We start from the raw sequence: 15,252 nt of genomic DNA on the forward strand, positions 1-15,252 counted from the left end.
GCGTCTAGGATGGCGTGGCGTGTCTCTAGGCTCATGCGGGCGACCATTCTTCCTGCACGATCTCGGGACGTGTGTAGTCCGCAATCTGCCCGTCAGGCCCGATCTTCAGGATGATGTAGTCGCCATAGCCATTGTCGCCGTGGCAGAGGAAGTCGCCGGGGACATAGCCCTCACGGTAGGCGATTTTGTTGCCGTCACCGTCGAGCAGCCAGTATTCACCGTCATCGCAGACCTTGTAGTGAATGTCTGCCTCGGTTCCTTCCGGCCAATCGACAACCTTGCCCGTAGGCAGATCGATCTTGACATGCCATACGTCGCCATGGCGGCCGGAGATAAGCGTGCCATCGATGTCGTCCACGCCATTGACGAGCGCGTCTTCCCAATACCTGACGCCTGCATGGCCTAAGATAAATCGAGCTTCCTTCATTGTGCCTCCAGTTCGATGCGAACACTCCCGCCCTTTCGGGGCGCCTCCTTACGCAACGCTATCTGCCACCTGCTGTCGTCAATGCCGATCACGTCAGCGATGCCGTCGAGATAGTTTTTGACTGAACTCAGCATGCCGTCTAAGTCTCTGCGGCGACCGTCTGGCGGTGAGAAAATCGCCGTGACTTTCAGCGATTGCGGTATGTCCGGATCTTTCAGCCTGATCCCTGCCGCAAGCGTGCAGTACGCGCCAGTCTGGCGAGCTACCCTTGCCGCCACCGCCCTTCGCGTCCAATGAACACGTGAGTTCGGATGCAAGACGCGTGGCGGCCATGGGAGGTCTATGGCTATCATGCCGCCTCCCTCGTTTGGAGGATGGCGCGGCCTATGATTTCCGGGATTTGCGGGACGACGGTGTTGCCGAACCGGTGGGCGGCAGCAGTAGCCAATCCTGCGGGTACCCCATCATCCATGCTGCGAAGCGATGACAGCTTTTCGTGCCAGACCTCAGGCCAAGCTTGTTCAGGGTCGTGTACAACCCCTCCCCGTTCGTCGGTGAAGACCCAACCTGATTGTAATTCCCGTTCACGGTAATGGTGGGCAACAACCGCCGCAGCTTCGCCCGAGCGTGTGCCCCGCCGTCCAAGATAGAGCTTGTGCCGCCGCTCCTCTTGGAACTCGCTACTGGCGTCGGTAGCAACGATCCAGACTCTTTCTCTGACGTGCGGGGCACCAAGTCCGGAAGCTGGAATAACATGCCATTCGATATCGTACCCGAGCGCGGCCAACTCCCCGAAAACGTGTCGAGCCCAAGCTCCCCCGTCGCCAGTAAGCAAGTCTGCGCTGTTTTCCAGGATGATGACGTAGGGTCGTAGCTCGCGAGCAAGTCGAATGATCTCAGAAAACAGACCTGTACGCTCTCCGCTAATTCCGGTTCGTCGGCCGGCAACGGAGATATCTTGGCAAGGGAACCCGCCGGTGATGACATCAATGCGCCCCAAATCTGCGGCACGTATGGTCCGCACGTCTTCGAAAATCGGGACGCCTGGCCAGATGCTTCGAATGTCAGCACGGCGCTCCGGGTTTATTTCGCAGAAGGCCACCGTCTCAAAACCACCCGCGCGCTCCAGCCCAAGCGTAAAGCCGCCGATACCGCTGAAGAGATCAATGGCGCGCAGCTTGGTCATACCGCCATCCAAGCCAGCACAGCGCGATAAGCCGCCCACCCGAACAGCCCCACAGCAATTACAAGAACCCCATACATCCATAGACCGGAGGATTTCTGCTCTGGTTCGGTGTAGGGCTGGTAGAAGCCGCTGGAATCGAGGACAAAGATCCCGTCAGTGGTGGAGATTGTGCCGGGCTTCATGGGTGTATTCTCCCGTTGCCTAGAGCCGGTTTTCGATGCGGCGCAAGCTGGCGTAGATGTCGGCGTGGATTTCGCGCAGGAGCGCTGCCTGACGCTCGACGCCGTCAATCAGGCCTCCACCGCCGATCTCCTGCAACTTCGCGCCAGAGGCGTCGGTAGCCGGCGCGGTGCCAGTGAGCCTGTCCGCGATAGCCTGCGCCATCTTCTGCATGTCGCGAAGATTGCTGACGGCATCGCCGAGACTATCGAATGCGTTTGCAGGTTTCGTCGCGGTGGCGCCAAGCACTTGGCTTTCGGCCAAATAGTTCGGGTTTGCCATGGTCATTGTTCCTTCTGGTTGCGAGGGTGTATTCCCTCTAGTACCCTCCCAAGGCATGGCAACGGCTCGCACGTAGGAACCATCTGGCATTCCAGATGAACAGTTGGCGGGATACATGCTGGCGATGGTGTGAACGCCATAAGGCCTGCTCATTGGTCATTCACCCCTCAGTTCCGGTGCGATGATTAGGGCGAGCCAGCGAGCGGAGCGCAGCAAAGAACGCGCTATAGAAATCCGCCTCGTGGCCCACCAGGAGAGCGGAGGCGTGGGCGATGAGGTCGTCGTTGGTTCTGAGTTCTTCTTGCGCATAGCGAAGGCCAGTTTTCCTCTCTATCTCCCGCAGTTCGTCGGCGCTGATGGATATGCGGGGATCGGCATACCAAGCATCTTTGGTTCTGTTCGCCGACCAACCCAACGTTCTGGAGGCGTAACGGATGCGCGCCTTGATTGACCCGAAAGAGGGTGGCGCTACCCGCTCCCTTAAGGCGTGTTGAACAAACTCAACGGATGACATTTTGGATTTCTCCGACTGCTTTCCGGACATTTCCGATTTTCCTTTTGCTACCTCTGTGTCCGTCAGAGGCAGCAACTAAGCCGGAGAAAGGACCGGCAGAATGATGGTGGAATGGAACGAACAGGACACCCGTGACGCCCAGCGACTTTGCAGGGTCTTGATGGAGCGCACGGAGAAACGAAGAAGGCTTGCCGGCGGCCTTGAAGGCCCGGCAGAAATTCACAAATCCAGTGCGTCCCCACTGGAGAAAGGCGCTGACGGCGAGAAGAGCGGGTTGGGTTCGGGTGCGCTCGATCCTCGCCGTCAGCAGTCTACCGTTGCCAACGGGGAGGTGTTTCGTGGCAACGGATTGGGTGTGGACGGGGTTGAGTGCGTTGGTTCGACTGAACCTGATGAGGTGACGATGCGCCCGTCCACGTCCAGCGCAGATTCGAACCGTCACATGTTCACGACAGGGCTTGAGGGAAACCGAGCCGTGCGCTGGGGAAATGGGGAATGAGGTCATGCCGGCAGCACTCGCATGATGACGTAGAGCCACAGCAGGCCGATAGCGACGGTCTTCAGGATCTCTGTTGAGAGGGGCGATGTTGCCGCAATGGCAAGCCTGTTGGAGGTCTCGCTCATGCTGCTACCCTTGAAAAGAGGCGCGAAGACCGAGACATGGCCTGACCAAGGCCGGCGCGATCAGCCGCGATGAGGGCCGAAACAGCCTTCGGGCCAGCGGCAAAAAGCGTTGTGCCGTTCGACGGGCTTTTACCTATGGATCCATCGGGCTTTTCGAACTTCACCTTGCCCGCGATGAAAAGGACGGCGTCGGCCTTATGATTTGCTTCCTGCCACCATGGGGCCGACGTTCGGTCTGGCGTCAAAGCGATGCCGTTTCCATGCTCGAAGAACTTAGCCAACCAGGCAGCGATCGAGTTGCGGCCGCCAAATGGAGGGTTCATCCAGATGAAACCGTGCCACCTGCATTCGAGGCTACGCTCATAGAGCATGTCGTCGTACGGCACGTGGGTCTGGCTTTGTGGATGAGCCACATCAAGGTCGAACCGGCATCCAAGCGCATCGAAGATGTACTTCGGCGTGTACCATTCGTCGGATTGGCCCGTAGCCTCCCAAAAGCTCATGCTGCACCTGAAATCTGGGAACCCGACGGCAGGGAGGAGACCGCCGCCGGGCTATCCGTTGCCGTGGAGGGGGTTCCTGGCAACGAATGGGGAATGAGATGCGAGATTTCAACAGCGGCGCTCTCGCGGGGCGCGTGGTCGTTCATGGCTTCTTGCTGCGGCTGTTGCCCCGCATTGACGCCCAGGCGCCGGCCGACGATCAGATTAGAATAATGGAAACGGTCGTGTGCGGACTTCGCATCGCTCTCTCCTTTGTTGGTGGTCGATAGGGGAATGTTGAGATGCCCGATGAAGACAAAGACCCGCCGCTGGTAGAGCCGGCGATTGTCCTCGACGCCTTCTGCGAGGGCATCGACATCGAGCGAATTGACGGCGAAGTGCGTCTGATTGGATGGGTCACGCACCAGGATGAACATCGCATCGTGGCGCGGCTGGTGCTGCCTGATGCCGTGGCTCGAGCCCTGATCCGCGATTTGCGCAAGGCGCTTGCGAGCGGGGGACATTGAGGGATTTACGGTTCGTTCACCATCCTGATCACGCGATTGTTGAGAATGGTCATACTGGCGTGATTTGTAACTTGTGGTCTGACCCGATGCATGCATGCTTGCCTTGCCGGCAACAAAATCAACAACCCCGGCAGGGAGGCAACAATCATGGGCATCATGCTCGTAGAGCCGGCCATTATCCCCGATGTTTTCTGCTCTGGACTTGCCGAGGCCGAAGACCTTGGAGACGGGAATTTCCGCTTCACCCTCTACGCCAAGCAGAAGTCGCATCACGACTATGCCGGGACGACCGATCTGGTGATCGTTGCTCGCCTGATCATGCCGGTGTCGGCTGTCCATCAGTCCATGCAGATGACCATGAAGGCCATGGGCGTGGCGTGTTGCGGTGCGGAGAGGCTGAGGGTTGCGCATTAGCGTCAAGCCACCTCGAACAGGTCGGGGCGAAGTTCCCGCACCGACGCCGCCAGGATCTTCTTTGCATCCTCAAGTCGCTTCAGCGGGATCATGGGCGTACCCTTCTCCCAACGGATGATCGTCGTGCGATCGACCTTGAACCGCTCGGCTGCTTCAGCCAGGGTCATGCCGGCTTCCTTGCGGAACTTTGCGAAGGGCTGTTTGTCGGGCTGTTTGTCGCTCATTGGCTATCAGTGGCAGAAAGTGCCACCAATGTAAAGCCTCATCGTCGCATTTTTTGCCGGCGACTGGTTTTTGGCTGATTGGTAAAATCTGCCACGATGATGAAACCCCGGAATAACCCTAAGCACATGACTGGCTCCGAAAGGCCGGTCAGCGCGATCCATCAGGGGAAGCAGCCCAACCGACGCCACTACATAAATGAGTGGCTGGAGGTTCGCGAGATGGACCCGATGGACCTGCTGCGCGTCCTCAATGAGGGCGATACGTCTCTGCCGGCCGTTGACAAGAGCCAGGTCTATCGATGGCTGAAGGGGCAGCTCCCACAAACTCCAATGCAAGCTCGTATTGCTGGCGCTCTGGAGATTGTCGATGTTGAAACCGGGCTGCCCGATCCCAATGGCCTTTTCCGTCATCCTGATATTGACTGGTTTGCGCGAAAACTGCAGCAAAGCAGCCGTGAGGATGTCGAAAGGTTGAAGCAGATTGTCGAATTGACGCTCCCCCGTACTGGAACTAGGAATTAGACACAGCAAGGCAAAGACGGAGGGTGAGGTATCTCACATCTATCCCGTCTGCTTCCGTATCCAGAGCTTAGGCACTACACGCATTATCGACCGAGATGGATGCCGGATGCTCCCGGCGGCTCCTGAGGGTCTCGCACTCCTGGCAGATCGGGCATTTGCGCCCGGACCTCACCGCTTTCGTCGTTTATCCACCCTTGCGGGGCGTTCAGGGCCGTCTTAAGCCCGCGTGTCTTACCTTATGCCAGTCCCTATGCGGGTTAGCCCTCGAAAGCGGCGTCTCCGCACGTTCCGATTTGAGGGATCGGGAACCCGTTGGCGGGATTTTGATTGACGGCAGCGACGTAACGTTATAACACTACTGCCTGTTGAAGGTGCCAAACCCTGCCAAGGAAATTTGCCTTCAACCAAGCCCGGTGTCTCGCGACACGCGGGCTTTTCTTTTGCCCTTTATGCCACCTGATTCCGCACGGCACAATTTATTTGTGGCAGATTGTGCAACTATTTTCGTTTGGCCCTCTTGCGCACAGTGGCAGAAAGTGCGACTGTCATTTCCAGAGACAAGCACTGGAGACGACGCAGATGGACCACGGCATTCTGAACACCCCGCTTCGCTCTCGCGGCAACATCGACGCTCAGATTGACCACCACAAGGCGACCCAGGCAGCGGCCTACAAGGAGAGCGCCAAGATCATCCGCGCAGAACTGGTCGCCGATCAAGCGACAGCCAAGGCCCTGTTTGAAAGCATGTCCGTCGAGCGCCTCGCGCAGCTCGCTCACCGCTGCAATGTCAGCCTTTCCGCCATGAAGAAGAAGCTGCGCAGCGACAGCCACTGGCAGCCGAAGCTGGTCATCAGCCTGCTCTCCTAAGCCCCCTTCCACAACCAGACACACCGCACTGGAGACAGACAGATGGACTGGATAATCACCGCTCACATCGACAACCAGACCAAGACCGTGGATGGCGTCACCTTCACCAATATCCACAGCGGCCAGAAGTGCGCCTATGGCGACAGCTTCTACGAGTACGAGGTGACGAGCGAAAAGCCCGATGAGTTCGTCAAGAACGTCTGCTGCGAGTTCGCCTACAAGTGCGCCCTCCCGGCGAGCCAGTGGCGCGAAGAGAACCGGGCCAAGCCCTCCATGGAAAACCATTTCCGCTCGCATTTCGAGTTCGAAAGCCGTGGCGAGGGCCGGTTCTTCTATCGTGTGACATCGCCGTTTGCCGACTGACCCCCCCATCCCGAGGAAGGCCCAGCCCTCCCTCATGAGACCTGGAGAACGGAAATGAAGCCACAGCTCACAATCGAAGCCTTCGCAGACTGGTGTGAGAAGCAGCCGGCGGAGAGGAAATATCCGTTCATGTCCATGGATGACTGCGCCTGCGCCCAATACGCCAAGGCGTTGGGGATCGGCAATTGGGTTTCGGCATCCACCTTTTGGAGGGTCGCGGAAGACATCGCTCTAGATCGTCCATGGACCTTCGGAGCCCTCGCCGCTCGTCTGAGGGCGGCACAATGAACGCCCTCGCCTGCCAGTCCTCGAACTGGAGCCTGGAATATCCCTTCGAAGAAATCGAGATCGAAGAGGCCGGCATCCATTTCGGCTCCTTCTGGGGCACGGCAGAGCTTGCCGTCAATGATCCGCGCGATGGTGATTTCTACGTCAAGGCCGTCGCTATCAGGGGCGAGAAACGCCAGCAGGAAACCCGGAACGGATACCGCCTGTCGATCATGAAGCGCACCGATGCCGTGCTGCTCATCCGCCGGCCTGCGAACGATGATCGGACGTTCCAAGCCCATCTTTTTCGGAAAATCGCGGACGCGCTCTACGCCAGTGAGCATGCGCGCGAGACGTTCCAGAGCGAATTGGAGGATGCGTGATGGTCGGCATCATCGTCGGTAATCGCCGTCAGATCGCTCTGCGACTTACGCCAGTCGAATTCGCCTGGGTTGAGAAGCGAGCCGCCGAACGTGGCGTGAGCATCAATGAGCAAATCTGCCAGATCATCCGGTGGGGCATCGACCACACCGCATCGAAGGAAGCCGCCTGATGCCCCTCGACCTCATATCAGAACTGTCCCTGATCGACCTGTCCAGAGCCCAGCGCATGGCATGGGAGAAGCTTCTCCTGCTCACCGCAGGCGTCGATGCCGATGAAGCCGAACGGATTGTCAGGCGCGCAGATGCAGACAGACAAGCACTTCAACCAGAAGGAATCGCCGCATGAGTGCCGCCGATTTCGGATGGTGGTCAGCAGCTGTTTCCGGTGAGCCTGCGCCAGTCCATTCCGACCCTGAGTGCGGATACTTCAAGCTCCGTGACCGGCGCGGCGCAAACAAGCAACTGGCAGCTATCAAACGCCCGTGGGTCGCTTGCGCTATCTGGCGTGACGAAGCCGGCGAATTGAAGGCGGAACTTGGCGGCGCGCCGACCGACCCCGACCGGATTTGGCCCTACTGCGCCAAGTTCCCGATTCCCTATGCCGATTACCAATACTGGCATCAACACGAACGTTTCCCGGAGATTGCAGCATGAACGCCCTAGTCCCCGCTCCCCTGAATGCCGGCGGTGCTGTCCGCGCCATTGTCCCGCAAGACTTCGACGGCGCATGGCGCATCGCCCTAGCTGTCACGAAAGCCGGCATGGCGCCGCGCGGCCTCGAAACCCCTGAAAAGGCCATGGTCGCCATCATGCACGGCTTGGAGGTCGGCTTCACGCCGATGGCGGCCTTGCAGTCGATTGCGGTTATCAACAGCCGCGCGACGATCTGGGGCGATGGGGCTCTTGGCCTTGTCCAGGCTTCCGGCAAGATGTCGTCGCACAAGGAATGGTTCGAAGGCGAAGGCGACACCCGCAAGGCCTTCTGTCGCGTCGTCAGGAAGGGAGACCCTGAAGCCAAGCTTGGCGAGTTCTCCGTCACTGACGCCAAGCAGGCCGGCCTGTGGGGGAAGAAGGGCAAGAACGGAGAGCCGACGCCGTGGGTGACCTATTCTGACCGCATGCTGAAGATGCGCGCCCGCGCCTTTGCGCTGCGCGATGGCTTCGCCGATGTCTTGAAAGGTCTCGGCATTGCGGAGGAAGTGCAAGACACCCTGTTGGCCGAACCGCAAGTTGTTGCCCCGCCGCCGCCGCCGGCCCAAATCGCCGCGCCTACCACGGAGACAATCACTGTCACTACGAACGAGGGCGAGACCGTAGAGGCGGTCGCCGAAGTCGATCCGGTTGATTATGGCGACTACTTCGAGCGCCTCCAAGAGGCGATGAACGACGCCAAGGACGCCGCATCAATCGAGGAAGTCTGGAACGACTTCGACCCCGACGCAACGTTCCAGGATGACGCCGACAGCATGGTATTGGCGACGACGATCAAGCAGCGCCAGTTGGCCAAGGTTCACCCCATCAACGCCGGATAGCGACGAGAAGGCGGGTCGCGCGAATGCGGCCTGCCGGGAGTTTCAAATGGCAAAGGCACCCTTCTTGGATCAAGCAATGCTACTGGCAATGCTCAATTACGATCCGGCGACTGGCATCTTCCGCTGGAAACATCGCCAAGAATACCCAAAGCGCTGGAACACGCGCTATTCCGGCAAGGTCGCTGGGTTCGCGATGAAGACGTGTCCAAATGTCACCTACTGGTCGATCCGTATATTCGACTGGCCTTTTTTGGCTCATCGTCTTGCGTGGCTCTACGTGACTGGGGACTGGCCAGCCACCGGAGTTGACCATCGCGACTTAGACGGGATGAATAATCGCTGGAGCAATCTTCGTCTGGCGTCAAAAGCCCAGAATGGGGCGAACACCCGGGCTAAGAGAAATAACGCCACGGGCTACAAAGGCGTCAGCCCAAGCAAGAACACCGGCAGGTTCCGGGCTACGATCCAGTTCAACGGCGAATGGCGGCAGATCGGCATCTTCGACACCGCCGAAGCCGCTCATGAGGCTTACCAGGCAGAGGCAAAGATTCTGCATGGTGAATTTGCGAGGGCGTTATGATCCCTCCCCTACACTTTCGCTGGGATGGTGACGCGCTCGTCCCCCTTCGCCCCATCCTTGCTGATAGGCATTATGTCGTCGGCGAGACCTATTCCATAGTCGAACACCACGACAGGTCGGCGAACAGCCATCGTCACTATTTCGCCGCGCTCGGCAATGCGTGGTCGAACCTGCCAGACCGCATGCTGGAGGAGTTCCCGACTGCTGAAGTCCTGCGCAAGAAACTGCTGATCCGCGCCGGCTATGCCGATGAGCGTTCAATCGTGTGCGCCAGCAAGGCAGAAGCGCAGCGTGTGGCGGCGTTCGTCAAGCCGATGGACGACTACGCCATCGTGACCGTCCGTGAGGCTGTGGTGCGCGTCTACACCGCGCAGAGCCAGTCGGTCAAAGCGATGGGTGCCAAGGCGTTCCAGGAGAGCAAAACGAAAGTCCTCGAAGCTCTGGATGACCTGCTTGGCGTCGAGCGCGGTGCGACCGCTAGGAGTGAGGCAGCATGAACGCTCCCCGGATCATCTGGCGTAGAGCTTGTGCCGTTCGGCTTCCAAACCGTATCGATACTCCTCCCCATGTCGAGCTATTCCAAGCCCGTCAGTTGGACAAGCTCAACTCAGATATCGAGGAATGTTTTGAATACGAGGTCGAGCGCGCTTTGGAAGAGGTGCGGTCGTGAGCGTTTCAGCCTTCCCGCTCCAGTGGCCCGCCGGCCGCGTGCGCAAGCCTGCCGCAGCGCGACGGGACGGTCGTTTTAACATCAAGCGCAGCAACGGGCGATATCTTCAGACCCATGGCGTGAGTGTTGCTGATGCGCTTGCCAGACTGCAAGACGAACTCGACCGGATCGGCGCCATCCTGCCCGTCGTTAGCACCAATCTTCAGACGCGGCTCGATGGTCTGCCGCGTTCAGGACAACCCGAACCGTCGGACCCCGGTGTCGCGCTCTATTTCCAGCTTCAAGGCAAGCCGCACTGCATGCCATGCGACACCTACACCAAGGTAGCGCAGAACATTGCCGCCATCGCAGCCCATATTGAGGCTACCAGAGCGATCGAGCGGCACGGAGTGTCTTCTGTCGCCGAGATGTTCGCAGGCTTCACAGCCCTGCCCGCGCCGGGCGCGCGGCGGCATTGGCGTGAAGTTCTGGGCATCGCGCCGAACGTTCCTGTCACCGCAACTGAGATCGAATATTTATTCCGGCTGGCTGCCAAGAAGGCGCACCCGGACACCGGCGGCTCGCATACCGCCATGGCTGAACTGAATGCAGCCCGCGACGAAGCGCTGAAGGCGGTGCGGTCGTGAGGCGCGAGTTCCCCCGCAAGGTGAAACAGGCCGCGCTCGCTCGCGCCGCCGGCAAATGCGAGAGATGCACCGCCGTCCTGAAGCCCCGCGAGGGCGAGGTCGATCACATCCTGCCTGACATCTTGGGCGGCGAACCGGTGCTGGCGAACGCACAGGTGCTTTGCGGCGTCTGCCATGCCGAAAAGACGGCAGACGATATCCGCCGCACACGCAAGGCTGACAGGCAGCGAGACAAGGCGTCAGGTGCCATCAGGCCCGCCGGCAAGCTTCGTGGCCCTGCGTTTCAGAAATCCGCCAAGGCCCCGCAGATAGACAAATCTGCCCTGCCTACGTCTCCCCGTCGAAACCTATTTCAGAGATTGGAGCAGTCATGAGTGAAGCGAAGCATACGCCGGGACCGTGGCAGTGGTTTGGGAACGCGAACAGCAACCATGTCTATCTAGCTACGGTTCACGGCGGGCGCCGATATGTCATGGACTTTGTGCGATGGGGCATGCGCGGTGCCCAGCCGAGATTCCAGCCAGAACGCGGCGGCATGATCGACGCGAAGGATCTGCTTCAATTCGAAGTCGGTGACCAGGCTATTATAGGCATCGACGCTGCACGGAAAGACGAGAGCGTCTACAGGTACGATGTTCGCGGTATCAACAGTGCCGATGCCCGCCTGATAGCCGCCGCGCCGACTATGCTGGCCGCGCTCCAAGCCATCGTTGCAAAGTTCGATCCCGCCGCATTGGTCGAAAAGGATCTACCGCACAGCGACTTGGCCGACGAGATGCGAGCCGCGTTTGCCGCCATCGCCCGCGCCGGAGCCAAGCCATGACCAGGGTTGGAGAGACGGCGCTGCTGCCCGAACTGGAAAAGTTGCAGGAATGGTTGCGGGAGCCCGATCATCGCGGCGTGTTCGGGAACGGCGAAATCCTAGACTGGATCAACCGGCGCCCCACGCACATCATTCCGAAGGCTCTCGCCGCCCTCTCCCCCTGTCTGGATGGAGCGGAGCCGGTGACTACTACGACGGATATTCTACGCGAATGGTTCGGCGGCGAACGATACGCGCGTGACCATGAATATCTAGACGCCAATTTCGGCAAGCAGGCCGGGCAAGTCGTGGACTACCTCGCCCTCCGCGCCTCTCTAGCTAGGAAGCCGGTGGCTTGGCGTGGAGTTGTCGATGGCCGCACTGCGTTCCTGTGCAGGACCAGGGACGAAATCGACCGGCTGGCGTCCGATTATAACGCCACCATCGAACCCATCTTCGCCTCCCCACCTCTACCCGATACCGAGGAGAAACGCGCGTGACCCACGCCCACGACGAAGACGAGAACGAGCTCGCCAGCATGACCGCCACATCCCTACCCGCCGCCAAGGGCGTGACAGACGAGATGGTGTACGCGCCGCATGTCGTTGACGCATTGAGGGCAGCAAGCGATGCTGTGACGAAATCGGAAGCTGAGGCCACTCAGTTGCGCGCCGCGCTTCAAGAGATCGCGGACTACTCACCGGGCAGCACGGTCCAGCCAGTTCGTATCGCTCGCAAAGCCCTCGCATCCCTATCCCCGCTACCCGCTCCAGGGGAGGGAGAGCCGACGCTATTGGAGCGCGAGCGTGCGGCCTTGGATGTGTGCCAGCGAGAATTGATAGAACTTCGAAATCGCGTTCTGATTGACGCCGAAATAGCCAAATTCAATACGGCGCACAAAGCGGTGCCGTCTATGCGGGATGTGCTTGCCGCTCATGCGCAGTTCGGCGGAGATCTCGAGGATATGCTGCGAAGGGCCGAAGAAACTCGTTCCGAAGCCGAGTGGACAGCTTTCCAAGCTTGGTGGAAAAGCAGCGGTCACGCCGCCGACCCAACATTTACGCTCACCATGGAAAACTGCGCACATGCAGCATGGCAGGCCCGAGCCCTTTCCACCCCCGCTGTTGGAGAACTGGCGGTGAAGGCGCTTGAGTGGCGCGACCTTCGGGGGCATTCGTTCCCGGACATGTGGTGCGCCACATCGCCATGCGGCGTCTATGATATTGAGGAGCGCTCCGCTAGCGATAGTCCAGCATATGTGGCGCTAGGCCCGCACTATGCATTCATCGCCGACAAGGACAGTCTAGACGAGGCAAAGGCGGCCTGCCAAGCCGATTACGAGGCTCGCATCAGGTCCGCCCTCGCTTCTCCCAAGCAAGGAGAGAAGGCATGAGCGCGGACAAGCTGATAGAGTCGGGAGGCCCATGCGAATGGCTGATCCGAAAGGACGGCTATTTCTATCGACCAAACAAGAGCGGCTATACCACCGTCAAGTCGGAAGCTGGACGATACACCGAACTCGATGCGCGCCTTGAGGCCGAAATCGAACCTTGGCACATGGCGGCGATCCATCAAGACGACGTGCCCGATCCCATTGGCGATTTCAATGTCTCGGAAATTGCGTCGCTCAAGGCCGCCCTCGCCTCCATCCATGCCGACAACCTTCGGCTGAGGGAATCGCTGGAGCCGTTCGGTAAGGCGGCGGGCTGCCACAGTGACGATAAGTCGTTCATGCCGGACGAAATGCTTATCTGGCGCGGTGGCGAATGTGCCATCCGGCTTGGCGATCTCCGCGCCGCCCGTTCCCTATCTCAGGCTGGGGAGGGAGAGCAGTGAGAACCCTGACCCTTCCACTGAACGCGGAATACTTCGACGCGATCAAGGGCGGCGAAAAGCTCGAAGAGTACCGGCTCGAAATCGCCTACTGGCGCAAGCGTCTTGCCGGGCGCGCCTTTGATAAGATCGTCCTGACCAAGGGCTATCCGACACTCACCGAGTTCGACAGGCGCATCGAGCGCCCTTGGCGCGGCTACTCGATCAAGACTATCACGCACCCGCATTTCGGCCCTGACCCGGTTACGGTCTACGCCATCATCGTGAACATCCCCCATCTCCCCAACGAGGGGAAAGCGGAATGAGCCGGGCCGATCTCATGGACACCGACCCGATAACCCTGGTTGAGGCCAGCAAGGTCGTTCTGCGGGGGATCATCTCGGTAAGCGCCTTGCGCGCGGAAATCAGGCGTGGAAACCTGACGGTCGAGCGGATCGGGAAAAACCTATACACGACGCCCGCCGCGATACGCGAGATGAGGGACAAATGCCGCGTCATGCCGAACCACCAAGACTATACCTCAGAAAAGACCGAGGTCAAAGCGTCTGGATCATCCGCGACGGGGGAAAAGACAAGCGAACTGGCTGCACTGAAAGCGAGCGTGCACGCGCTGAGAACCGGTTCGCTGAGTACCTTGCGCAAAAGCACACCGCGCGACCGGCAAAAGGCGGAAAGTCCGATTCCGTTTCGATCGCCGAAGTCCTCCGCGTCTACGTGATGGAACACGCGCCCTCTGTCAGCCGACCAAAACTGATCGCCGACCATGTTACCGGGTTGACAGATTTTTGGGCTGACAAGATGGTTTCCGACATCAAGGGCAAGACCTGCCGGGATTTCACCGCATCGAGGTCTACACCCTCAATGGCCCGTCATGAGCTGGAAACGCTCCGGGCTGCGATCAATTATTTCCACAAGGAATACGGGCTTGACCCTGTGCCGGCATTTACGATGCCGCAGAAGCACCGCGCGCGCGAAAGGTGGCTGACCCGCGATGAGGCCGCAGCACTGCTCTGGAACGCCCGCAGGACGCCGCACCTTGCCCGATTCATCCTCATAGGCCTTTACACAGGAACGCGGTCAGGCGCCATCCTAGGGCTATCCTGGCTCCCGTCGATCAAGACTGGATGGCTGGATCTGGAACAGGGCATCATGCACCGCAGCGGGAGCGGTCAGCGCCAGACGAACAAGCGCCAACCGCCAGTTGCTCTGCCTGACAGGCTCATGGCCCATATGCGCAGATGGAAAAGGCTCGACAAGAGCATCCGGCATGTCATCAACTGGAACGGTTCGTCGGTGGTTTCGGTGAAGAAATCCTTTCGTTCAGCGCGGATAAATGCTAAGTTAGATCAACAGGTTATCCCGCATACTCTACGCCACACGGCGGCAACTTGGCTCATGCAATCGGGCATCGAGCCATGGCAGGCGGCAGGGTTTCTCGGAATGACAGTCGAGATGCTGGAGCGTACGTATGGGCACCACTCGCCCCAGTTCCAGAAGGCGGCGTCAACAGCCATAGCGGCAAGGAGAGCATCATGAGCGATTTGGCAACATACGACAGGTGGCGGACAATGCCGCAGGAAATGACTGCTGATGAAGCGCTAGAGACGCTTAAGCCCCTCGCCTCCGTCACCGATCTCGAAGTCGCCCATAGCCAGGCTGATGACGTGTTGTGTGCATTGCTCCGTGGTCTTGGCTACGGCGCGGTCGTCAATGCATGGGATAAAGTTGGAAAGTGGTACGCCTAAGCCGCGCACGTCTATTTCTGTGCGGCGCACGGAAACAACAGAGCCTAACGAAATGGAAAGTGAACAAACTGAGGCTGAAACAGGGAACAGAGACGAGTGAAACGGGCTGACATCTGGTTTGGGACCAGAGGGTCGGGAGTTCGAATCTCTCCACTCCGACCAC

Annotated in this window: 33 protein-coding genes; 23 read left to right on the forward strand and 10 right to left on the reverse strand. The window is 59.4% G+C overall.

Annotation, left to right across the window (positions count from 1 at the left end; translation table 11 throughout):
• Positions 1–31: 31 nt before the first annotated feature.
• The 6 genes from FJ973_RS29730 to FJ973_RS29750 form a co-directional block, all read right to left on the reverse strand.
• Complete coding sequence (locus tag FJ973_RS29730) at positions 32–427, reverse strand: hypothetical protein (protein ID WP_140558832.1); 396 nt, start codon at positions 425–427, stop codon at positions 32–34.
• Positions 424–780: an endodeoxyribonuclease RusA gene (locus tag FJ973_RS29735; protein ID WP_140558833.1), complete on the reverse strand. Its 357-nt coding sequence runs from the start codon at positions 778–780 to the stop codon at positions 424–426. Before FJ973_RS29735 ends, FJ973_RS29730 begins: the two co-directional genes overlap by 4 nt.
• Complete coding sequence (gene dcm / locus FJ973_RS29740; RefSeq protein ID WP_181170986.1) at positions 777–1,613, reverse strand: DNA (cytosine-5-)-methyltransferase; 837 nt, start codon at positions 1,611–1,613, stop codon at positions 777–779. The genes FJ973_RS29735 and dcm overlap by 4 nt, the downstream gene beginning before the upstream one ends.
• Complete coding sequence (locus FJ973_RS31090) at positions 1,610–1,795, reverse strand: hypothetical protein (protein WP_181170987.1); 186 nt, start codon at positions 1,793–1,795, stop codon at positions 1,610–1,612. Before FJ973_RS31090 ends, dcm begins: the two co-directional genes overlap by 4 nt.
• Positions 1,796–1,814: 19 nt before the next feature.
• Positions 1,815–2,114: a hypothetical protein gene (locus FJ973_RS29745; RefSeq protein WP_140558835.1), complete on the reverse strand. Its 300-nt coding sequence runs from the start codon at positions 2,112–2,114 to the stop codon at positions 1,815–1,817.
• Between the two features lie 160 nt (positions 2,115–2,274).
• The gene (locus tag FJ973_RS29750; RefSeq protein ID WP_140558836.1) at positions 2,275–2,658 is read right to left on the reverse strand and encodes a hypothetical protein; all 384 of its coding nucleotides are present in this window, start codon (positions 2,656–2,658) and stop codon (positions 2,275–2,277) included.
• Positions 2,659–2,728: 70 nt separating this feature from the next.
• On the opposite strand from FJ973_RS29750, the gene FJ973_RS29755 reads away from it, so the two are divergent.
• Positions 2,729–3,127, forward strand: a complete 399-nt coding sequence (locus tag FJ973_RS29755; protein ID WP_140558837.1) for a hypothetical protein — start codon at positions 2,729–2,731, stop codon at positions 3,125–3,127.
• Between the two features lie 2 nt (positions 3,128–3,129).
• Here the strand turns inward: FJ973_RS29755 and FJ973_RS31675 are convergent, their stop codons facing one another.
• Genes FJ973_RS31675 through FJ973_RS29765 form a run of 3 tightly spaced genes read right to left on the reverse strand, consistent with a single transcriptional unit; the run spans position 3,130 to position 4,357 of the window.
• Complete coding sequence (locus FJ973_RS31675; RefSeq protein ID WP_281407034.1) at positions 3,130–3,252, reverse strand: hypothetical protein; 123 nt, start codon at positions 3,250–3,252, stop codon at positions 3,130–3,132.
• Positions 3,249–3,755 (reverse strand): DNA N-6-adenine-methyltransferase, encoded by a 507-nt coding sequence (locus tag FJ973_RS29760; RefSeq protein ID WP_140558838.1) that lies wholly within the window; start codon positions 3,753–3,755, stop codon positions 3,249–3,251. The genes FJ973_RS31675 and FJ973_RS29760 overlap by 4 nt, the downstream gene beginning before the upstream one ends.
• Positions 3,752–4,357 (reverse strand): hypothetical protein, encoded by a 606-nt coding sequence (locus FJ973_RS29765; RefSeq protein WP_210240121.1) that lies wholly within the window; start codon positions 4,355–4,357, stop codon positions 3,752–3,754. Before FJ973_RS29765 ends, FJ973_RS29760 begins: the two co-directional genes overlap by 4 nt.
• Before the next feature lie 51 nt (positions 4,358–4,408).
• On the opposite strand from FJ973_RS29765, the gene FJ973_RS31180 reads away from it, so the two are divergent.
• The gene (locus FJ973_RS31180; protein ID WP_210240122.1) at positions 4,409–4,675 is read left to right on the forward strand and encodes a hypothetical protein; all 267 of its coding nucleotides are present in this window, start codon (positions 4,409–4,411) and stop codon (positions 4,673–4,675) included.
• Positions 4,676–4,677: 2 nt separating this feature from the next.
• Here FJ973_RS31180 and FJ973_RS29770 read toward each other — a convergent pair whose 3' ends face one another.
• Complete coding sequence (locus FJ973_RS29770; RefSeq protein ID WP_140558840.1) at positions 4,678–4,899, reverse strand: helix-turn-helix transcriptional regulator; 222 nt, start codon at positions 4,897–4,899, stop codon at positions 4,678–4,680.
• 126 nt (positions 4,900–5,025) lie between these two features.
• On the opposite strand from FJ973_RS29770, the gene FJ973_RS29775 reads away from it, so the two are divergent.
• The 21 genes from FJ973_RS29775 (at position 5,026) to FJ973_RS29860 (ending at position 15,089) form a co-directional block, all read left to right on the forward strand.
• Positions 5,026–5,421 (forward strand): hypothetical protein, encoded by a 396-nt coding sequence (locus FJ973_RS29775; RefSeq protein WP_140558841.1) that lies wholly within the window; start codon positions 5,026–5,028, stop codon positions 5,419–5,421.
• Positions 5,422–6,000: 579 nt separating this feature from the next.
• Positions 6,001–6,288 carry a hypothetical protein gene (locus FJ973_RS29780; protein WP_140558842.1) on the forward strand — a complete coding sequence of 96 codons (288 nt, stop codon included), beginning with the start codon at positions 6,001–6,003 and terminating at the stop codon, positions 6,286–6,288.
• A 42-nt stretch (positions 6,289–6,330) separates the two neighbouring features.
• Positions 6,331–6,651, forward strand: a complete 321-nt coding sequence (locus FJ973_RS29785; protein ID WP_140558843.1) for a hypothetical protein — start codon at positions 6,331–6,333, stop codon at positions 6,649–6,651.
• 54 nt (positions 6,652–6,705) lie between these two features.
• Complete coding sequence (locus FJ973_RS29790) at positions 6,706–6,939, forward strand: hypothetical protein (protein ID WP_140558844.1); 234 nt, start codon at positions 6,706–6,708, stop codon at positions 6,937–6,939.
• Positions 6,936–7,301 (forward strand): hypothetical protein, encoded by a 366-nt coding sequence (locus tag FJ973_RS29795; protein WP_140558845.1) that lies wholly within the window; start codon positions 6,936–6,938, stop codon positions 7,299–7,301. Before FJ973_RS29790 ends, FJ973_RS29795 begins: the two co-directional genes overlap by 4 nt.
• Positions 7,301–7,471 carry a hypothetical protein gene (locus FJ973_RS31095; RefSeq protein WP_181170988.1) on the forward strand — a complete coding sequence of 57 codons (171 nt, stop codon included), beginning with the start codon at positions 7,301–7,303 and terminating at the stop codon, positions 7,469–7,471. Before FJ973_RS29795 ends, FJ973_RS31095 begins: the two co-directional genes overlap by 1 nt.
• The gene (locus FJ973_RS31100; protein WP_181170989.1) at positions 7,471–7,647 is read left to right on the forward strand and encodes a hypothetical protein; all 177 of its coding nucleotides are present in this window, start codon (positions 7,471–7,473) and stop codon (positions 7,645–7,647) included. Before FJ973_RS31095 ends, FJ973_RS31100 begins: the two co-directional genes overlap by 1 nt.
• The gene (locus FJ973_RS29800) at positions 7,644–7,955 is read left to right on the forward strand and encodes a hypothetical protein (RefSeq protein ID WP_140558846.1); all 312 of its coding nucleotides are present in this window, start codon (positions 7,644–7,646) and stop codon (positions 7,953–7,955) included. Before FJ973_RS31100 ends, FJ973_RS29800 begins: the two co-directional genes overlap by 4 nt.
• Positions 7,952–8,833, forward strand: coding sequence for a hypothetical protein (locus FJ973_RS29805; RefSeq protein WP_140558847.1), 882 nt, complete (start codon positions 7,952–7,954; stop codon positions 8,831–8,833). Before FJ973_RS29800 ends, FJ973_RS29805 begins: the two co-directional genes overlap by 4 nt.
• A gap of 46 nt (positions 8,834–8,879) precedes the next feature.
• The gene (locus FJ973_RS29810) at positions 8,880–9,413 is read left to right on the forward strand and encodes an HNH endonuclease (RefSeq protein WP_181170990.1); all 534 of its coding nucleotides are present in this window, start codon (positions 8,880–8,882) and stop codon (positions 9,411–9,413) included.
• Positions 9,410–9,910 carry a hypothetical protein gene (locus FJ973_RS29815; protein ID WP_140558849.1) on the forward strand — a complete coding sequence of 167 codons (501 nt, stop codon included), beginning with the start codon at positions 9,410–9,412 and terminating at the stop codon, positions 9,908–9,910. Before FJ973_RS29810 ends, FJ973_RS29815 begins: the two co-directional genes overlap by 4 nt.
• 169 nt (positions 9,911–10,079) lie before the next feature.
• Positions 10,080–10,709 (forward strand): J domain-containing protein, encoded by a 630-nt coding sequence (locus FJ973_RS29820; RefSeq protein ID WP_140558850.1) that lies wholly within the window; start codon positions 10,080–10,082, stop codon positions 10,707–10,709.
• A 20-nt stretch (positions 10,710–10,729) separates the two neighbouring features.
• Positions 10,730–11,083 (forward strand): HNH endonuclease signature motif containing protein, encoded by a 354-nt coding sequence (locus FJ973_RS29825; RefSeq protein WP_246675979.1) that lies wholly within the window; start codon positions 10,730–10,732, stop codon positions 11,081–11,083.
• Positions 11,080–11,532, forward strand: coding sequence for a hypothetical protein (locus tag FJ973_RS29830; protein ID WP_246675978.1), 453 nt, complete (start codon positions 11,080–11,082; stop codon positions 11,530–11,532). The genes FJ973_RS29825 and FJ973_RS29830 overlap by 4 nt, the downstream gene beginning before the upstream one ends.
• Positions 11,529–12,011 (forward strand): hypothetical protein, encoded by a 483-nt coding sequence (locus FJ973_RS29835; protein ID WP_140558852.1) that lies wholly within the window; start codon positions 11,529–11,531, stop codon positions 12,009–12,011. Before FJ973_RS29830 ends, FJ973_RS29835 begins: the two co-directional genes overlap by 4 nt.
• Positions 12,008–12,904 (forward strand): hypothetical protein, encoded by an 897-nt coding sequence (locus FJ973_RS29840; RefSeq protein ID WP_140558853.1) that lies wholly within the window; start codon positions 12,008–12,010, stop codon positions 12,902–12,904. The genes FJ973_RS29835 and FJ973_RS29840 overlap by 4 nt, the downstream gene beginning before the upstream one ends.
• A complete protein-coding gene (locus tag FJ973_RS29845; RefSeq protein ID WP_140558854.1) occupies positions 12,901–13,347 on the forward strand; it encodes a hypothetical protein in 447 nt (148 codons plus the stop codon). Before FJ973_RS29840 ends, FJ973_RS29845 begins: the two co-directional genes overlap by 4 nt.
• Complete coding sequence (locus FJ973_RS29850; RefSeq protein ID WP_140558855.1) at positions 13,344–13,649, forward strand: ASCH domain-containing protein; 306 nt, start codon at positions 13,344–13,346, stop codon at positions 13,647–13,649. Before FJ973_RS29845 ends, FJ973_RS29850 begins: the two co-directional genes overlap by 4 nt.
• Entirely contained in the window at positions 13,646–14,062 is a 417-nt protein-coding gene (locus tag FJ973_RS31105) for a hypothetical protein (protein ID WP_181170991.1), read from the forward strand. Before FJ973_RS29850 ends, FJ973_RS31105 begins: the two co-directional genes overlap by 4 nt.
• Complete coding sequence (locus FJ973_RS29855; RefSeq protein ID WP_181170992.1) at positions 14,062–14,880, forward strand: site-specific integrase; 819 nt, start codon at positions 14,062–14,064, stop codon at positions 14,878–14,880. Before FJ973_RS31105 ends, FJ973_RS29855 begins: the two co-directional genes overlap by 1 nt.
• Positions 14,877–15,089, forward strand: a complete 213-nt coding sequence (locus FJ973_RS29860; protein ID WP_140558857.1) for a hypothetical protein — start codon at positions 14,877–14,879, stop codon at positions 15,087–15,089. The genes FJ973_RS29855 and FJ973_RS29860 overlap by 4 nt, the downstream gene beginning before the upstream one ends.
• Positions 15,090–15,252: the final 163 nt, after the last annotated feature.

Origin of the sequence: Mesorhizobium sp. B2-1-3 (assembly GCF_006442495.1) — a bacterium.
GTDB lineage: Bacteria > Pseudomonadota > Alphaproteobacteria > Rhizobiales > Rhizobiaceae > Mesorhizobium.